At 73.7% G+C, this 16,672-nt stretch carries 18 protein-coding genes; 1 reads left to right on the top strand and 17 read right to left on the bottom strand.

Translation table 11 applies throughout. The features are described 5' to 3' along the window. Positions 1 to 250 precede the first annotated feature (250 nt). The 14 genes from ACFY4B_RS41900 to ACFY4B_RS41965 form a co-directional block, all read right to left on the bottom strand. On the bottom strand, positions 251 to 466 hold the full coding sequence (locus ACFY4B_RS41900; protein WP_387976942.1) for a hypothetical protein: 216 nt from the start codon (positions 464 to 466) through the stop codon (positions 251 to 253). Continuing rightward, positions 463 to 795: a hypothetical protein gene (locus ACFY4B_RS41905; RefSeq protein WP_387976945.1), complete on the bottom strand. Its 333-nt coding sequence runs from the start codon at positions 793 to 795 to the stop codon at positions 463 to 465. The genes ACFY4B_RS41900 and ACFY4B_RS41905 overlap by 4 nt, the downstream gene beginning before the upstream one ends. 17 nt (positions 796 to 812) lie before the next feature. Further along, the gene (locus tag ACFY4B_RS41910; RefSeq protein WP_387976948.1) at positions 813 to 2,420 is read right to left on the bottom strand and encodes a replication protein; all 1,608 of its coding nucleotides are present in this window, start codon (positions 2,418 to 2,420) and stop codon (positions 813 to 815) included. A gap of 686 nt (positions 2,421 to 3,106) precedes the next feature. Continuing rightward, complete coding sequence (locus ACFY4B_RS41915) at positions 3,107 to 3,289, bottom strand: pRL2-8 (protein WP_387976951.1); 183 nt, start codon at positions 3,287 to 3,289, stop codon at positions 3,107 to 3,109. Positions 3,290 to 3,293: 4 nt separating this feature from the next. Continuing rightward, on the bottom strand, positions 3,294 to 3,749 hold the full coding sequence (locus ACFY4B_RS41920; protein WP_387976953.1) for an NUDIX domain-containing protein: 456 nt from the start codon (positions 3,747 to 3,749) through the stop codon (positions 3,294 to 3,296). Further along, positions 3,749 to 4,375, bottom strand: a complete 627-nt coding sequence (locus ACFY4B_RS41925) for a hypothetical protein (protein ID WP_387976956.1) — start codon at positions 4,373 to 4,375, stop codon at positions 3,749 to 3,751. The genes ACFY4B_RS41920 and ACFY4B_RS41925 overlap by 1 nt, the downstream gene beginning before the upstream one ends. Then, positions 4,372 to 4,782, bottom strand: a complete 411-nt coding sequence (locus tag ACFY4B_RS41930; protein ID WP_387976959.1) for a hypothetical protein — start codon at positions 4,780 to 4,782, stop codon at positions 4,372 to 4,374. Before ACFY4B_RS41930 ends, ACFY4B_RS41925 begins: the two co-directional genes overlap by 4 nt. Before the next feature lie 59 nt (positions 4,783 to 4,841). After that, a complete protein-coding gene (locus tag ACFY4B_RS41935) occupies positions 4,842 to 5,261 on the bottom strand; it encodes a DUF3307 domain-containing protein (RefSeq protein ID WP_387976962.1) in 420 nt (139 codons plus the stop codon). 26 nt (positions 5,262 to 5,287) lie between these two features. Then, positions 5,288 to 5,743, bottom strand: a complete 456-nt coding sequence (locus tag ACFY4B_RS41940) for a protein kilB (RefSeq protein WP_387976965.1) — start codon at positions 5,741 to 5,743, stop codon at positions 5,288 to 5,290. A gap of 289 nt (positions 5,744 to 6,032) precedes the next feature. Beyond that, the gene (locus tag ACFY4B_RS41945) at positions 6,033 to 8,255 is read right to left on the bottom strand and encodes a hypothetical protein (protein ID WP_387976968.1); all 2,223 of its coding nucleotides are present in this window, start codon (positions 8,253 to 8,255) and stop codon (positions 6,033 to 6,035) included. Between the two features lie 65 nt (positions 8,256 to 8,320). Further along, complete coding sequence (locus ACFY4B_RS41950; protein WP_387976971.1) at positions 8,321 to 10,048, bottom strand: hypothetical protein; 1,728 nt, start codon at positions 10,046 to 10,048, stop codon at positions 8,321 to 8,323. Between the two features lie 112 nt (positions 10,049 to 10,160). Beyond that, positions 10,161 to 10,649, bottom strand: coding sequence for a hypothetical protein (locus ACFY4B_RS41955; RefSeq protein ID WP_387976974.1), 489 nt, complete (start codon positions 10,647 to 10,649; stop codon positions 10,161 to 10,163). Between the two features lie 94 nt (positions 10,650 to 10,743). Beyond that, entirely contained in the window at positions 10,744 to 11,811 is a 1,068-nt protein-coding gene (locus ACFY4B_RS41960) for a hypothetical protein (RefSeq protein ID WP_387976977.1), read from the bottom strand. Beyond that, a complete protein-coding gene (locus ACFY4B_RS41965) occupies positions 11,808 to 12,002 on the bottom strand; it encodes a hypothetical protein (protein WP_387976980.1) in 195 nt (64 codons plus the stop codon). The genes ACFY4B_RS41960 and ACFY4B_RS41965 overlap by 4 nt, the downstream gene beginning before the upstream one ends. Positions 12,003 to 12,165: 163 nt before the next feature. Here ACFY4B_RS41965 and ACFY4B_RS41970 point away from each other — a divergent pair, with 163 nt between their 5' ends. After that, positions 12,166 to 12,411, top strand: coding sequence for a hypothetical protein (locus tag ACFY4B_RS41970; RefSeq protein WP_387976983.1), 246 nt, complete (start codon positions 12,166 to 12,168; stop codon positions 12,409 to 12,411). Positions 12,412 to 12,867: 456 nt separating this feature from the next. On the opposite strand, the gene ACFY4B_RS41975 is transcribed toward ACFY4B_RS41970, so the two are convergent. The 3 genes from ACFY4B_RS41975 to mobC form a co-directional block, all read right to left on the bottom strand. Beyond that, positions 12,868 to 13,131, bottom strand: a complete 264-nt coding sequence (locus tag ACFY4B_RS41975) for a hypothetical protein (protein WP_387976986.1) — start codon at positions 13,129 to 13,131, stop codon at positions 12,868 to 12,870. 1,175 nt (positions 13,132 to 14,306) lie between these two features. Further along, the gene (locus ACFY4B_RS41980; RefSeq protein WP_387976989.1) at positions 14,307 to 16,100 is read right to left on the bottom strand and encodes a relaxase/mobilization nuclease domain-containing protein; all 1,794 of its coding nucleotides are present in this window, start codon (positions 16,098 to 16,100) and stop codon (positions 14,307 to 14,309) included. Continuing rightward, positions 16,097 to 16,531 carry a plasmid mobilization relaxosome protein MobC gene (gene mobC, locus ACFY4B_RS41985; protein ID WP_387976992.1) on the bottom strand — a complete coding sequence of 145 codons (435 nt, stop codon included), beginning with the start codon at positions 16,529 to 16,531 and terminating at the stop codon, positions 16,097 to 16,099. The genes ACFY4B_RS41980 and mobC overlap by 4 nt, the downstream gene beginning before the upstream one ends. Positions 16,532 to 16,672 lie beyond the last annotated feature (141 nt).

Consider the following 16,672-nt stretch of genomic DNA (forward strand, 5'->3'; position numbering starts at 1 on the left):
CGGCGGGCCGGTCGCCGCCAAGGCGGCGCGGCCCCTTCCCGTCCCCGAAGCGTAGCGAGGGGCGGGCGAGCAGGATCAAGCGCAGCGAAGATCCCTAGCTCGCTCCCGACTCATCCGCCGTGCCGTCCAGATGCCCTCTGACCTGGGTCGGGAGGGCCCGAGCGGCTCCTGACCGAGCGTCGGTCACCCTCGCGCACGGGCCCCTGGGCCCGTGCTCCGGCGCTCGCGCCGGAGGGAGCGGCCACCCGGGTCAGCCGGCTGACGGCGCCTGGTCCCACAGCGTCCGCCCCGGGGGAACGGCGAGCGGGCGGCGGCCGGTCGGCGCGACGGGGCGCTCGACCGCCGGCGGATCCGTGGCGAGCGCGGCCAGCTCGGCGGCGGTCCGGCCGGAGCGGTGGGGGGCGACGTCGGCGACGGCCTGGCGCTCGCGGTCGAAGCCGGGACCGAGCGGGCGGCGGGCGCTCACAGGCCGAACGCCGCGCCGGGCCGGACCGGGCGGACGGGGGAGTGGCCGCACGCGCCCATGTCCGAGAGTCGGGTCCAGCGGCTGCTGATCTGCTCGAAGTTGTCGATCAGCCCGGCGAAGACCGGCTTCGTCCGGCGAAGCTCGGCCGCCCACTGGCCGGTCAGCTCGCGCCCGTCCACCAGGAGCTGGCCGTCGCGGCCGATCGCGTCGGAGAGCACCGAGCCGTCCGGGGTGACCCGGTAGTTCACGTCGGTGCCGTCGTCCATCAGCCCGGCGTCGATGGCCTGGTCCCAGGCCAGTTGCAGCCGTCGCATCTCCTGCTCGGTCATGGGGTGGTCTCGCTCTCTCACTCGTGCGGGTGGGTGGGGTGGGGCAACGCAGGTTGACCGGCCAGCAGCCGCTCGCGCTCCAGCGCGGCCTGGTCCGCCTCGTACTCGGCGATGCGGGCCTGCCGCTCCAGCTCCTCACGGCGGGCCAGGACGCGGGCGTACAGCGCCTCCTGGGCCTCGGCGAGTTCCTCGGCGGTGGCGATGCGGACGTGGTTGCGGCGACCGCCGAGCCCGGCGACCAGGTCCGCGACGGAGTCGTAGCACTCCGACTCGATGATCTCCTTGACGTCCATCTCGGCGTCGGCACCGACCACCGTGGCGTGGGCGTCGGGGGTCATGACGACACCGCCGGTCAGCGGGGCCTTGTCGGGCTCGTAGACGTACAGCAGGTCGGACTCCTCGGAGTCGTCGCCGACCATGTCCACGTGGCCGCGCAGGCCCCGGGTCCACTCGATCGCCCGGCGTCCGGCCAGGGCCTGCTCGTACTCCCACCACCAGGCCCGGCACTGTTCGACGGTGCCGTAGCCCTCGGCCTCGCGGGGGTCGAGCCCGCCGACCTCGATGTCCCAGAGCCGGTAGAGCATCTGGAACGGCGTCATGGTCTTCCGGCCCCGGCCGGTCTTGCTGCTGGCGTTGGCGGTCTCCAGCGCGGCGCCGCCGGCGGCGTCCAGGTCGCCCTTGACCGAGTCGGACGGCGGCTTCCCGTCCTGCACCTTCGTCAGGTACTCCAGCAGGGCCTTGTCGTCGGCGGACCGGATGATGTGGACGGTGACGCCGTGGCCCTTGCCCTTGCACTTGCAGCCCGGGATCTGGCAGTCGGTGGACGGCTCGAAGCTGGGGTCGGCCTTGCGCAGGGCGCTGGTCCACAGGCCGCGCAGCCAGTCCTCCCACTCCTCCAGCGCTTCCTCGGTGGGCTCGAAGTGCCCGACGACCTTGCCCTTGGCCGGGGTGCCGTCGAGCTGGCCGCCCAGGAACCCGAGGAGGTTCATGTGCGGGTGCCAGCCGTTCTTCTGGCTCCGCGTGACCTCGGAGGCCCGGACCATGCCGACGTAGCCGATCCGGTGGCGGATGCCCGGGGTGGCCGGCCGGACCGACGTGCCGATCGAGCCGTCCTTGCGGGTCCAGGTCCGGGTGGCCTCGTTCCGCCCGTAGAACGCGGGGTCGGTGAGCAGGCGCTGGTACGCGCCGGGCGCTCGGCGGGCCCGGCCTGAGCGGTCTCGGACCGCCTCGCCGTCCGCGTCGGTCATCGCCTCGCCCCACATCGCCGCGGCGAGGTGGGCCAGGGCGGTGTTGTGGTTGTGGCGGGCGGTCAGCACGACGAAGGCGAGGATGCCGCCCTTGGCGAGCCAGCGGAGCGCGCCGGTCTTGACCTCCTCGGTCCGGCCTCGGCGGATCGCCGAGCTGCACTCCGGGCAGAACCAGATCCGCCCGCAGCGGACCAGGCCGAGGGTGACGGCGTAGCCCTTGGTGGACCGGGCGTGGATCACGCCGCTGTCCGGGTCCAGGACCCGCTTCCCGCAGCCCGCGCACGCGCCGTGCTGGGTGATGCGGTTGAGCACCTTCCGGCCCTGCCAGCGGCGGACCGGCGGGGGCACCGGCTTGCGGCGGGCCGCCGCTTCGGCCACCCGCGCAGCCGTGTCCTCGCCGAGCCCGGCAGACCCTGACGGGGAAAACTCTGTCAACCCATTACCAAGTTGGCCGCCGTTGCGGCCCGAAAAGCCGGTCTGACCTGCGGAAACGTCCGAATCGAATCCGGACACGTCGCCGCCCGAAATGATGCGCTTTGCCCGCTTCCGACAGGCGTCGCTGCACCAGGTCTTGGTCCGGCCACTGCTGGCGTTGGTGATCCGCTTGTGGCACAGCCCGCAGCGCGGGCGCTTCGTCGCACGGGCGGGCGGGACGGAGGGCTCGGGGGTGCCGGTCGGCACCTCGCTCCGAGCCTTCGTGATCTTGGTACGCGAACGGCCAGCGTCGCCGGAGGGCTCGACCGCAGGGGCGGGAGCCGCGTCGGGCGCGGTGGCCGAAATCTCTTGGGTGGGTGTTGCGCCGATGTCGGCACTACCCATTACCCTGGGCATCAATGGGTTGGGTCCTCGTGTGTACTCGCGGCCAGCGAATTCTTTAAGGGACCTGATCCACAGAGAGGCCGGGTGTTCCACCACCCGGTCCTCTTGCTTTTCAGGCTGGTTGAGATCATGCCGTACTACTGCGGTCAACGGGACGTACCGCGCGGAAGTTCTCGGTGTGACCTGGAAGACCATCAAGGGCCGGTCCCCCGTCCACGGGGACCGGCCCTCGGTGTTTCTACTGGTCAGACCACGATCATGTCTGCCGGGTGACCGTTCTTCATGTGGTCCACGCAGTCCGGGCAGTCCTCCCGCCACCCCAGGTGGGCGTGCGCCTGGCGGCTGGCGTAGGCGTGCAGCCAGCACTGCCGGCACTCGCCTCGCGGCGGGTTGAGCGCCTTCTGGTTGATCGTCTGGGTGTTGGACACCGGGTCAGTTCTCCTTCGTGGCCAGCAGGCGGACCGCGTCCGCCAGGATCTCGGCGTGGTCGAACGCGAGCGGCGGCAGCTCGGCCAGCGGCCACCAGGCGACGGCGGCGGCGTCGTCCCCGGCCACCGCCGTCACGCCGGAGGCCACCTCCAGCAGGTAGGCGATGGTGACCACCCGCTCGCGCGGGTCGCGGTCGGGGGCGTCGTAGGCGCCCACCTGGACCAGCTCCGCCGGGTCCGCCACGATGCCGGCCTCCTCCTCCAGCTCGCGCGCAGCCCCCTTCCTGGACGCCTCGCCCTTGTCGACGTAGCCGCCCGGCAGGGCCCAACTGCCCTTGTGCGGCTCGTCCGCGCGCTGGATCAGCAGGACCTCGTCGCGCCGGATCACCACGGTGTCGGCGGTGAGCCAGGGCCGCTCGCTGCCCCAGGGGTTCTCGGTCTCGGTCGCGGTGGCGGTCATCAGATTCCTTCCGGGTGGTGGTGGTCGTGGTCGAAGGCGTCGTCTGCGGTGAACGGCGCGGTGTCGTCGGTGAAACCCTCGTACGCCTCGCCCGGGTGGGCGTTGAGGCCCCAGCCGCAGCGGCGGCACCAGTGGTTCTCGCCGACGTAGTCGTAGGCGTCGCAGGGCTCGGGGAGGTTCGGGACGTCGGTGCGCTCGTCGAAGTTCGGCACCGGGCCGAGCCAGGCCGGGTACTCCTGGCGGACGTACGGGCGGGCGCTGGGGTCCCACTCGGGGGAGTCGGGGCCGATCGGGCCGAGCCCTCCGCCGAGCAGCCGGTCGAGCTGGAGGAGTTCGTGCGCGCGGCGGGCGGCCTCGGTGACGTCGTCCGCGGATCCGGTCTGGAGGGCGAGCCGGTCGGTGAGGGCGGCGACCCGAAGGCGGTACTCCCGCTCGGGCCGCAGCCGCAGCCACTCCGTGGTGCCGTAGGGGACCGGCTGGGTCGGCAGGGTGCTGCCGGCGGTGGTGAGCCGGATCTGGAGCCGGGTGAGGTGGGCGCCCTCGACCAGGAGGTCCGGGGCGTTGGCGTACGCCTCGGCCGGGGCCGGCGCCTCGAAGCCCTGGCCGGTCTGCGGGTCGGGGCTCACGCCTCGGTCTCCTCGTCGCCGAACTCGGCGCCCATGTTGAACAGCCAGCCGCTGGCCTCGGCCAGGGCGAGGCTGAGCGGGCCGCCCGGGGTGCCCCACTCGTTGCGGTTCGGCGGCTCGGTGATCGCCACGGCCTCGCGGAGCGCGGTGAGCACCTTGCCCACGGGCTCGGCCGGGTCGCGGCCGTCCTCCATCCGTACGGCGCCGGCCTTCTGCTGCTTCTCCAGGTGGTGGGCGAGCTGCTCGAAGGTCTGCGGGAGCCGGTCGATCATCTCGGCCAGGGACCGGACCGCGCTGCTGATCTCGGGCGCGGTCATCTCGCTGACGTTCAGGGTGTCGTGGTTGAGCTGGCGGATCGCCTCGGCGGCCGTGCGGGCGGCGGCGTACGGCGTCTTGTTGTCGGTCATGGTGCTGATCCTCTCGGTTGGGCCCGGCAGTTCGGGCGGGTTTGTGGTGAAGTCGCCTGCTACAGCAGGGCGATCAGCAGCGCGGCGGGCAGCAGGCCGAGCCCGACGTGTGCGGCCTGGTCGACGTGGGCGGCGCCGCCGTGGGCGAGGAAGTCCTGCTGGCCGGTGTTCTCCATCCACCAGCGGACGCCTCGGCGGCGGTCGATCAGGCTGTGGCTGATGCCGACCCAGGCAAGGCCGGCCGCCAGGCCGACCGCGCTGGGGTGCTGGCCGAGCGCGAGCCACCCGGCCAGCAGCAGCACCACGGCGGTGATGCCGACGTGGGTGGCCGCGTGCACGAGGTTCTCGTACCAGCCGTGGTGGTGGTGGCCGTTCTCGTCGGTCCACCCGGCCTTGCGGCTGGCCTGGCGGTCCGTCTGGCCGGGGTAGTCCGCGAGCCAGTGGCAGGTGAGCAGGAGCAGGAAGACGGTGGCGAACACAGTGGTCTCCTTCGTGGTCTCGGTGGTCAGCGGGTGATGCGGGCGGCGGCGGCGATCAGCTCGTCGGCGGTGCGGACCGCCTCGGCGCGGGCGACCTCCAGGAAGCCCTCGTGCTGGGCTCCCCGGATCGCGTAGGCGGCGGTGACGGCGGCCTGGGCGGTGGCGGCCAGCTCGGGCACGAGGATGGCGAGAGTGGCGTGCGGGGCGGTGACGGCCGCCCGGGTCTCGTGGCTCTGGGTCCGGGCGGCCTTGTAGGCCGGGGAGTCGGCGCCCTCGTTGAGCCGGATCTCCTCGCGCAGGACCATCGCCCGGCGATGGTCGGCGAGCGCGACCGCGAGCGCGGTGACGGCCTGGACCCGCTCGGCGCGGCGGGCCTCGGCGAGGCCGGCGGTGCGGTCGGCGCGGGTGGCGCGCTGCTGGATCAGCCCTGCCGTGACGGCTCCGGCCAGCGTGCCGACGATCGTGATGATGCTCTGCCACATGGGTGGCTCTCCCCTCCGGTTGGACCGCTTCTGCGGTGCTGCACACGCTACCCGAAAAGTACCCCAGGGAACAACTATCATTCCCAAGGGAACGAACGAAGGGGCCGCGTCCGGCCCCGGACAGCGCGGTGCCCGGGTCGGCGGCGGCCGACCCGGGCACTGGTGGTTCGTCACTCTTGGTTGTCGTCGTTGTTGTTGTCGTCGTTGTTGTTCTGGCTGTTCTTGCTGGTTGACAGTCCCGCGCCCCCGGGAAAGGGGTGTCCCTTCCCGGGGGCGACAACAACAACGATCACGCTGCGTTGATGCTGTAGGCGGTGTGCCCACCGGCTCCGCGGGTGCGGATCCGGCCTTCGCGGGCGGCCTTGGCGAGTGCGCCGGAGAGCGCGGGGCGGGTCACCGCGACGTCCTTCGGCAGCCGCTCCAGCACCTGCGAGGTGGACAGCCAGGTGTCCGGCCCGGCGGCGGCGAGCACCGCCAGGGCGGCGGCGAACCAGTCGGCATCGGCGGCGGCGGGCTCCGGCCGGGGCGCCTGCTGGCCGCCGCGGCTGTGGAGGTTGAGGCTCCGTCGCAGGACCGGCTTGCCGTCCTCGCCGGTGCTGTCGGTCGGCGCGGTCGGCGGGTCCAGGCTCTTGAGGAAGAGCTCCATCTCCCGCTCCATCTCGGTCCGCTCCTCCGGGGTGACCCCGGCGGTCCCGGCCGGGCGGGAGAACAGCTTCGGCGCCTGGCGGACGGAACCGCCGGCGGTCGGCGCCGACCCGGCGGCCGTCCCGGCCGGGGTGGACCCGCCGGTCTGCTCGGCGAGCCACGGGGTCCGCTCGGCGCTCCAGCGCGAGGCGTACGCGGCTCCGGCGGCCTGGACGGAGACCTGGTCCAGGCGCGGGCGGATCCGGTCGGTGGCCAGGCAGACCTCGCGGGCGAAGCTCGGGCTGGTCTTCCAGGTGCGGAACGGCTGCGGGGCGAACCCGCCTTCGCCGCCGGCGCCGATGACGCCGGAGCCCTTGGCTCGGAGCTGGCGCGGGTCCAGGCCCCGGACGGTGCCGAAGAGCTTGCTCACCCCGGCACCATCCTGGTCGGTCGCGGTGAGGGCGGCGCGCACGGAGGCGTGCTTCTTGATCACGGTGTCGCCGATGCTGGCGAGGTTGCCGTCCGTGGCGGTGAGGATCGTGCGCACGCCCGCCTCGCGGTCGGTCCGCATGATCCGCTTGATCCGCTCGCGGATGCTGACCATCAGCGGGTCGCGGCTGGTGCTGGCCAGGGCCTCCACGCCCTCGTCCACCACGATGATGATCTCGGGGAGTTGGGCGCTGACCGGCAGCAGGCCGCGCAGGTCCTGCTGGATGGCCAGGTGGCGGTACGCGGGGATGCGGGCGTCGGAGATCGCCTCGGCGGCGGCGAGCATCAGCTCGGCCTCCTGCGGGGTGCCGGCCACCCAGTCGATCGCGGGGCGGGTGGACTCGCCGCTGGTGAACGTCTGGAGCCAGTCCAGGAAGGCGCCGCCGCGCTTGCCCAGGTCGATGCCCCACACGACGACGTCGACGCAGCGGAGCATGCCCGCGAGCACGGCGTCGAGCAGGGTGGTCTTGCCCGATCCGGGCGGACCGAGGATCAGGCCGCACGCCTCGCGCAGGTAGACGTAGACCAGCTCTCCGACCCGGCTCAGGCCCCACGGGATGCCGGTGAGCACCGACAGCGGCGAGTAGTCCTGCGGGTAGGTCTGCACCTCGGCGCTGGTGTCGCGCAGGTCGATGTCGAGGATGGCGTGGCCCTGGACCCCGGCGCCGGTGACCCGGACCAGGCAGCCGACCGGCAAGCGGGCGGCTTGGGCGAGGGTGGACGAGTGGCCCTGGAGGCTGGCCAGGGTGTAGCCGAGCGGCAGCTCGACCTCGATGCCGAAGCCGGAGCCGTCCGGGCGGCGCTCGAACCCGCCGGTCCAGCGGATGCCCTGCTGGCGGGTGACGTGGCGGATCAGCGCCATCCAGCCCTTGGCCAACTCGCGGTCCGCGGTCTCCAGCTCCTTCGCCGCGGCCTCGGCCTCGCGGGACAGCCGCTCCTCTTCGGCGGCCTCCTCCTGGACCTCGGCGTGGTGCAGCCCGCTGCCGACCCCGATGGTGGCGGCGGCCAGGGTGCCGGCCGCGACCCACCAGCCGGTCGGGGACCAGGTGGTGGGGTCGGTGGCGATCACGGCGCTGGTCCACCCCGACGCCAGCAGCCAGGCGGTGGCCCGGGTGACGATGGTCGGCCGGGACAGCCGCTGGCGCAGGCCCTGGACACCGCCGTGGGCGATGGCGCCGACCGCGCCGACAGCCAGGGGCAGGGCGGCGGGCAGGCCGGTCCAGGACCCGAGGCTGGCGACGGCGGTGGCGGTGGTGGCCATGGCCAGCGGGGCGCTGACCGGGCCGTGGCCGGCCACCCAGTCCACCGGGATCCGGCCGGGGCGCGGCTTGGCCGGGGCCTTGGGCTCCTTGGTCTCCTTCTGCATGGTGATGGTCTGCTCAGGCGCGGTGCTGGTCATGCTGGCCTCTCCTCTCGGGGTTGGAGCCGGGGCCTCGGCGAGGCCCCGGCGCGGGTGGCGGACGGTCAGACGTCCTCTTCGACGTCGTTGTTGCGGCTGACGTCCCACAGCTCCTCGGCGGTGCGCGGGTCCTCCAGCCGCTGGATCTCCGGCTCGTGCTTCTTCTTGAAGACCTCGGCGACCTCGGCGGCGGCGTCGGCCGCCTTCACCAGCAGGCCGTAGACCTCCATCAGGGAGTCGGTCACGGCCGGGTCGAGCGGGGCCTCCTCGGGGGAGAGCCGCTCGGCGACCACGCCGAAGGTGTTGGCGATGTAGGTGATGGCGTCGGGCATCGTCTCGATGGAGCGCAGGACGGCGAGCATGCCGCTGATCTCGCCCTGCTGGGCCTGGGTGTGCATGTCCTCGGCCGCGCCACGGAAGTCGAACAGGCCCATGAGGTCTCCCTGGTAGATGCTGGCGGCGTCGGCCGCCGGGGCGGTGGTGTCGGTGTCGATCTGGGGTGCGTCGGAGACGCGGTCGAGCTTGCGCAGCTCAACGGTGTCCTCGTCGGCCTGGGCGGCCGGCTGCTGCTGGTCCTGGGCGGCGGTCTGGTCGGCGTCCTGGTGGATCTGCTGGTCGCGCTGCTGGCGGGCGGTCAGCGCGGCGCCGATCAGGCGGCGGTAGACCCGCCGGCCCCACTGCGGCGAGGCCAGGCCGAGCTTGCGCATCGGCCAGGACAGCAACATCGACAGCAGGCCGAGCGGCGCGGCGGCCAGGGCGGCGAGCGCCCGGCGCCCGTGGAAGCGGGCGGCGGAGCGGCGCAGGGCCTTGGAGCGGGCCTTCTCCCGGGCACGGGCCTGGGCCTGGGCCTGGCGGATCCGGGCCTTCTCCCGGATGCCCGCCACCCGCCGGTCCACCCGGCCCTGGGCCTTGGCGTCCTGGACCAGGCGGCGGCCCTGGCGGCGGCGTTCCAGCCGGTCGCCGATCCGGCCGCGCGCCGGGGTGCCGGCGGTGCTGACCCGCCCGGCGGCGTGGGCGCCCCGGGTCGGGCGGGCCTCGGCGGCCTGGCGGCGGGCCTTGGCCTCGCGCTTCGCCTCGCGGCGGGCGTCGGCGACCTGGCGGCGGGCGGCGGTCTGCTCGGTGCGCTGCTGGCGCCGGGGCTGGGCGGCGGCCTCGGCGCGGGCCTGGCGGACCGCCTGGGCGTGCTGGCGGGCCGCGCCGAGCCCGGCCCGGGTCCCTGCGGCCGTGAGGCCGCCGGTGCGGGTGGCCGCCGTGCTGGCGGTCCGGGCGGCCGGGACGGCGCCCTTGCGCAGCGAGAGCGGGGACCCTGCCGGAGAGCCGCCCTGGCGGCCGATCGAGCCGTGGCGGGGCGTCAGCAGGCCGGTGCTGCGGTGTCCGGCGGTCTGCCCGGACCCGGCGCGGTTCGCCGCGTCCCGGCGGGCCGTCTGGACCCGGCCGCCCCGCTGGCCTCCGCCTCGGCCGGCGGCGCGGGAGCGGGGGGCGCGGGCGACGGCCGCCACGGTGGCGGCGGTGGCCAGCACAGCGGCGGTGACGATGGCTCCGGCGGGGCCGGTGGCCAGCCCGGCCGACGACACGGCGGTGACCGCCGAGCCGGTGCCGATGGTCAGCGCGGGCACGGCCGGGATGCCGCCCCGGGTGGGCGACTTGGCCACGGGGGCCTTGGCGGCCGGGGTGGAGGTGGTCTCCTCCTCCGGCTCGGGCGGGAGAGCCGGGACGTAGATCGAGTCGTCCTCCGGCTGGTTCTGGTCGGTGCTGGTCAAGCCCGGTTGTGGCGTCTGGGGAGCGGCGTTCATGCTGTCCGTGCCTCCTTGGATCTGACGGGAGGTCAGGTCCCGGCGGGCGAAGCCTTGAACCGAGCCCGCCGGGGCCGTGGTGCGCAGGGTGTGATTGTTGCTGTGCGGTGTGTCAGCGGGAAGTGGATTCCGCGGCCCGCTGGATCCAGCTCGCCACGGTGGCGAAGGTGCCCCACTCGAACTCTTCGGCCAGGGCGGTCAGCACACGCTCGTCGTGGTCGCCGAGCTGGACTCCGGCCTGGCTGAGCACCGCGCGCAGGATGAGCTGGCGGTCCCGGCCGGTGGTGAGCTGGCCGGTGTGGCGGAAGCGCGGGTCGGACGGGGCGCGGTCGAGCGGGCCGGTCGGGATGAGCAGCGCGGAGAGCTGGCGGTCCGGGTTGGTCGCGGGCTTCCACGTGGGGACCAGCTCGCGGACCAGGCCGTAGATGACGTGCTCGGGCTGGCCGAGCAGGCCGGCCTCTCGCATCAACTGGTTGGCCTCGGTCGCGGCGGCCTGGAGGCTGGTCTCGGCGCCGGGGTGGTTCGGGTCGGCGAAGACCGCCTCGGTGGTGCTGTGCAGGCGCAGGAACGCGCGGATGGCGGCTTCGGTCGTGGCGTCCAACGGGGGTCCCCCTGGGAGCGGTTGGCGGTGCGCGGGGCGGACGGACGCCCGCCCCGCCGGTCTTCGGTGATCAGCTTGAGCTGACCGGGGCCTGTCAGGTGCGGTGTTTGCGCATCTCGCGGTCGAGCGACTCCGGCTTGAACGGGCCTCCGACCAGCGAGGGGAGCAGCAGCTCCAACTGGGCGCGGTCGGTGACCCCGCCGTTCATCAGGACCTGTACGGCGGTGGCCAGGCTGAGCCGACCGTTTCCCTGCTCGGGCACCCGCTCGGGCTGCTGCGGACGGAGCTGGTCGGCCTGCGGGCGGCTGACCTGCCCGGATACGGCCGCATCCGGATATCCGGATGGCACCCGACCGGCCATCGCGGCCTGCCAGACCTCCTGGACCGACCAGCCATCGGCGCGGGCGGCCTCCAGCGCGGCGACGGTCTCCGGGGCGGCCTGGGTGCCGTGCTCGGAGTCGGTGCGGATCGCCTCGGCCGCACGGCCCAGGGTCTGCGGGGTGCGGACCGGCTCCGGCTCGACGTCCACCAGCTCGACCGCCGGCGGGACGGTGAACCCGGCGTTCTCCATCGCCAGCAGCTCGGCGGCGGCGTACTGCTCGACCTTGCGGACCTGGCGGCGGGTGGAGGCCAGGGCCAGCGCGGTGTAGGCCCGGCTCTTCTCGGCAGCCACCAGGGCCTGGTCGTCGGCGGACAGCTCTCGGTCGATGTGCTGGAGCACCCCGAGCCAGAGCACCTTGGCGAACAGGCTGACCCCGGCGCCGATGACCGCGGCGGCCCAGCTGTGCATCATCAGCACGCCGTGCGCGCCGATCGACAGCATGGTCGCCACCAGCAGGCCCCAGCCGAGCGAGCGGGGGAAGGCCCGCTTGCGCGGTTCGTAGCGGGCCATCCACTCCAAGATCAGGCAGACGGCCCACGCGATGTCGAAGATGCTGGCGGCGGCGTAGCCGACCCCGCCCTTGAGCAGCGAGCCGATGCTGACGGTGGACCAGGTGACGGACACCAGGGTCAGCGCGAGCACCAGGGTGACCACAGCCCGGATGGCGATCTGGTCCCAGTCCTTCGGCAGGACCGGCACCCGGACCTCCTCGGTGCGGGTGATCGGCGTGCCGTTGGCGTGCACCGCCTGGACCTGGCGCTTCTCGATGCGGTAGTTCACAGCGCACCGCCCGTCTCGCCGAGCTGGCGGGTGATCTGCTCGGACAGCGCGGTGAGCTGGCGGCTGGCCTCGGCGAGCTGGGTCGCGGCCTGGCCGGCGGCCTCGGCGGCGGCCTGGCCCTGGGCGGCGATGGCGGCGAGCGCCTGCCGGGACTGGTCGGGGGACTGGGCCCCCGTGACGGTACGATCCATGGCGGATCGGCCTCCCTTGGTGAAGTCAAGGAACGGGCTGGTCAAGGCCCTGGGCCGGTGTGCAACCACCGACCCGGGGCCGTCTTGCTGAGGAAGACGCTACAGCAAAGTTCCCCCGGGAACAACACTTCTGCATCTGAGTTCTTTGCCGTATCCTCTGGTCATGGTTGAGATCCCGGAAGAGCAGCAGGCCGCCGCGCTCAAGGCGCTCGCGCAGGTCGTCCACGACCGCAACAAGGTCGTCGCCGAGTGGGACGAGAAGGTGAAGGCGGCGGCGGTGAAGGCGGTGAAGGCCGGCAACGTCCGCACCCGCGTCCGCGAGCTGTGCGAGGTCTCGCCGAAGACGCTGTACGCCTGGCTCAAGTCCGCGGGCCTACCCGTCCGCCCGTACAAGCCACGCTCCGGCTGACCGACCCCGACCGACCAGCACGAAGGCCCGGCACCAGGTGGTGCCGGGCCTTCGCCGTTCCTGCCGCCGGAGGGTGCTCCGGCTCGCGTCACCGAGATGCCTCCGGCGGGCCATCCGCCCGAGGGAGGGTGCCCCAGTTGATCTTGGACCTGACCCCCGGTGGGTGGTGCGGGCCAGAGCACTGCGGGTCTCCCCCGGCAGACGCCTCCGAACCCTGCCACGTCCGGCCGGGGCCGCTCGGCCAAGCCCGGCCAGGAACTTTCACCCGCTCCGCAAGCTCCGCGGCCGAAACTTCCCGGCCGGGTCGCCCGCCCAGGGGGCGGACGAGCCGCTCGACCCCGGCCGGACGCGGCAACCCACCGCGAGCCGTCCACCGGGGGAGACCCGCAGGCCCCGACCCGTGAGGTCAAGGACGATGGCCGGTCGAGCACCGAAAGGCCGGCGCCTGGCGGCTCATCACCACAGCGCCAATGGCTCCTCCGCGACCGGCACGGCGCCGCCCTTCCGACCGCCCTTCGTTTCGGGACGTGCCGAAATGGAGGCGGGCCCGGCCGTCACTCGGGTGATGGCAGCCGACACCGCCCGGTCCGTCTTGCGGCCCTCCTTCGCGCGCTGCCGGTGGGAGGGCTTGCAGTACCTCGGCGTGCGGCCGATCGGGCTCGGCCGGCGGAACTCCTCGTGGCACCACATGCAGCGCAGCAGCTCGCCCTCGTCGCTCATGCCCGCCATCCTGCCTGGCCGGGCTGACTGGTACGTGATCCGGGCTCGGCGTACGTCACCCAGTTCACGTACCGGGAGGGCTGTCCTACCGGCGGCGCCCGCGCCGCTGCCGGTAGCCGTGCAGCGAGACGACCGGCGCGGGCTCCCGCTCCTCGGCTTCCTCCGGCCGCACCCGGACCTCGACCACGGGCGGCGGCGGCAGCTCCTCCGGCCGCGGCTTGCGGTGCTGGTACCGCGCTGGCGGAACCTCCGGCGCAGGCTCACCCCTCGGCCTCCGATGCCGCCCCGTCCCCTCCGGCTCCACCCAGGCCGCCGACCCCGTCACCGCCGACCCCCGCCACCCGGCCCTCCCCGCACCAGCACCGGCCCGCACCCGCCGACCGCCCTGCCCTCGACCACCGACCTCGACCACGTCTTCATGTCCTGCCCAACGACCGCCCCCGCCGACCGGCACCACCCGTCTCGCCACACCATGTGCATTACCTTCGGCCGACCATGATCACCGGCATCACACCCTTGCATCACCGAGCCGAAGGACCACCAGACCAACGACCAGGAACTCAAGATCCACAACGACCACACCTCAGACACTTCGAGATGATCAAGGTCACGACCCCCGAGCACCCACTCCTATGCATCACGACCCGAGCGGCGATCAGACACCTCTTGCAGATGCTCTGAGCACGGGACCGCCGGCCTTCGGCGTGGCCCGACGGCGCCCAGGTGCTGGCTGCCCTGGACCGGATCGCCGCCGCAGAGGGTCCACAGGGAAGTTGTCGGCGTCCCGAGACCGGTCCCAGCGACCCCTTGTCCCGCAGGTCAGACCCCTTGTCCGCGCCGACGTCGCCGACCTTCGAAGGGAACTCCGTAGGGAACTCGAAAGGGAACTCCGTAGGAGACTCCAAAGAGGACTCCGTAGGGAACTCCAAAGGGAACCTTGATCATCTGGAGGACCAAGGTATCGTCACTCCCGAGTGACGATACGGCCGCCGACCTGGGCGGCCTTTCTGCTGTCCGGACCGCGTTCGGCGGCGGTCGGCCGGGCGCTCGGGGGCGGTGCTTCCCGGCGCGAACGGCGGGTCGGGCGGTCGCACGCTGAGCGCGCCGGGGAGTGCCGACCTGGGCCTGGGTCCAGGGCGCGGCAAGCGGCCCTGGTACCCCTGGCCTCAGCCCGGCTACCGGCCTCGGCCGCGGCCTCGGTCGCGCGGGTCGTAGCCCTGCGGCGGGCGCGGCGGCTGCTTGCTGGTGGTGGGGCCGGCCTTCTTCGGCGGCGTGCGCCTGGGCGAGGTGGTGGCGCTCTTGCCCCCGGCCGCGCGGGCGCGGGCGGCCTGGGCGATCTGCTCGCGCACCCGCTGCTCGGCGGCGGCCTGCTCGGCCGGAAGGCCAGCGCGGAGCTGCTGTTCGGCGAGCGCCTGGTCGAGCTGCTGGCGGGCCTGGGCGACGGCGACCCGGGCGGCCTGGGCGGCTGGGGCGTGGTCGATCAGGCGCAGCCGGGCGAGCCGCATGTCCTCGGCGCGGGCCGCTGCCTCCTCGCGCTTCCACCCCTTGTCCAGCGCCTCCAGCGCGGCGGCGTACGTCGTGCCGGTGGTGCCGGCCGGGACGACCGACTCGGCCACCGCCAGCACCCGGGCCGCTTCGCGGTCCAGGCGCTCGGCCTCCCGCTCGGCCCGCTCGGCGAACTCGAGCGCGGTCTTCGCCATGCCTTCCTCGGTCCTCTTCGAGGAGGGCAACCGCCAGCGCTGGGCGGCGCGCTTGGCCGCCTCGTCGGCCACCTTGCGGGCGGCGGCTGCGGCCTTGCGCTTCTCGTCGGCGGCGGTGGCGTGGGCGGTCGCCTCGGTCTCGTAGCCGACCGCCTGGGCGAGCGCGGCGCGGCGCTGCAGCAGCGACTGGCGGACCGGGCCAGTGGCCACCCCGGAGGCGATCCCGTCCAGGCGCATCGACGTCGCCGCCTCGGCGGCCGACGCGCTCTGCCGGGTGTCCAGGGTGTTCGTCAGGGTGACCACGCTCGACCTCAGCTCCTGGTCGCCGAGCAGGCCGAACGGGCGGCGGCGCATCTGGTCGACCAGGGCCTCGGCCTGCTCTCGGGCGGCGCGCTCGCGCATCGTGCCGAGCAGCTGCACGGCGGGGTCCGCGGCACGCTCCTCTTCCACCGTACGGCCGGGTTCGGCGGCGGGCGCCGGCGCTTCGGCCGGAGGCTCCAGCACGGGCTTGAGCTTCTGCCAGGCGAGATCCCGGGCGGTCTTCGACGCGGTGATCCAGACCTGCTGGCCGTCTCCGTCCAGCCAGGCCGGGACAGAGAACGAGTACCCGTTCATGCGGCCGGTGCTGGCCTCGTTGGCCTTGAAGTCGATGCCGCGGCGGGTCAGCTCGGCCTCGAAGGCCGGCCGTCCCCGGCCTGCGGCGGCGTCCCGCGCTGCCCAGACCTCGCGGCGGATCCGCTCGCGCTCGGGCTCGGCGGCGCCGCGCTTCTGCGAGGCGGCGCGCTCCTGACCGCTGACCTGCGGCGCGTTGCGGTTCGACCGCTCGGAGGCGTCCACCAGGCCGTGCTTCTTCTCCAGCGACCGCACGATCGGCATCGACTTGATGAAGTCGGCGTGGTCGTCCACGGTGCGGCCGTCCCAGCCGATCCGCACCACGGTCAGGTGGATGTGGTCCTGCCCATGGCGGACCGCGACCCACGGGCAGGACCCGAAGCCCATCCGCGCGATGTACTCCTCGGCGATGGCGGCGAACTGGGTGTCGGCGAGCACGCCGTCCTCGTCCGGCAGCGAGAGGCTGCACCGCCAGACCGGCTGCTTGAGGCCGCGCTGCTTGGCGTGGGTGTCCATCAGCCGGCCGACCTGGCGCCAGGTGCCGGGCACCGACCCGGCGACGATCCGGGCGTTCTCGTGTTCGTCGCGGCGGCCGGGCCCGAAGTCGTAGGCCAGGGCGGGGCGGGCCTTCTTCCCCTTGGTGATCTTGGCGATCACTCGTCCGGGTCCTCCGGCTCCGCCTGGTCCTCGTCGTCGGGTTCCAGGTCGAGCGGCTTCATGCCCCGGATCACCAGCGCGGCGTCGCCGACCGCCTCGATCGCGGCAGCCAGGCGCTCGTGCAGCTCCGGCGGCACCGAGCCGGAGACGTTCGCCTGGTAGGCGATCTGGTTGAGGTTGTTGCCGATCGCGGCGAGCTGGCCGAAGACCAGGTGGTTCACCTCCGGCACCGCCGGCTGTTCGCCGAGCCCGGGTCGGCCGAGCGCCTCGTTCACCGCGGCGCGGATCCAGGCGCCGAACTCCTTGCGGCCGGACGCGGCGAACGCCTCCGACCAGAGCGCGTGCTCGGCGTCGGAGAGGTTCACGGTGTGCCGGTGGTCGCGCTTGCCCGCGCTGGTCAGTCGGCCGCCTCGGGCTGGCACGTCGGTCACCTCTCCTCGCTCGCGGATGCCGAGCACGGCGCCCTCGGCGCCGGGCCGGCGGGCCGGTCGCCGCCAAGGCGGCGCGGCCCCTTCCCGTCCCCGAAGCGTAGCGAGGGGCGGGCGAGCAGGATCAAGCGCAGCGAAGATCCC

Source organism: Kitasatospora sp. NPDC001261, assembly GCF_042896795.1.
Taxonomy (GTDB): Bacteria; Actinomycetota; Actinomycetes; order Streptomycetales; family Streptomycetaceae; genus Kitasatospora.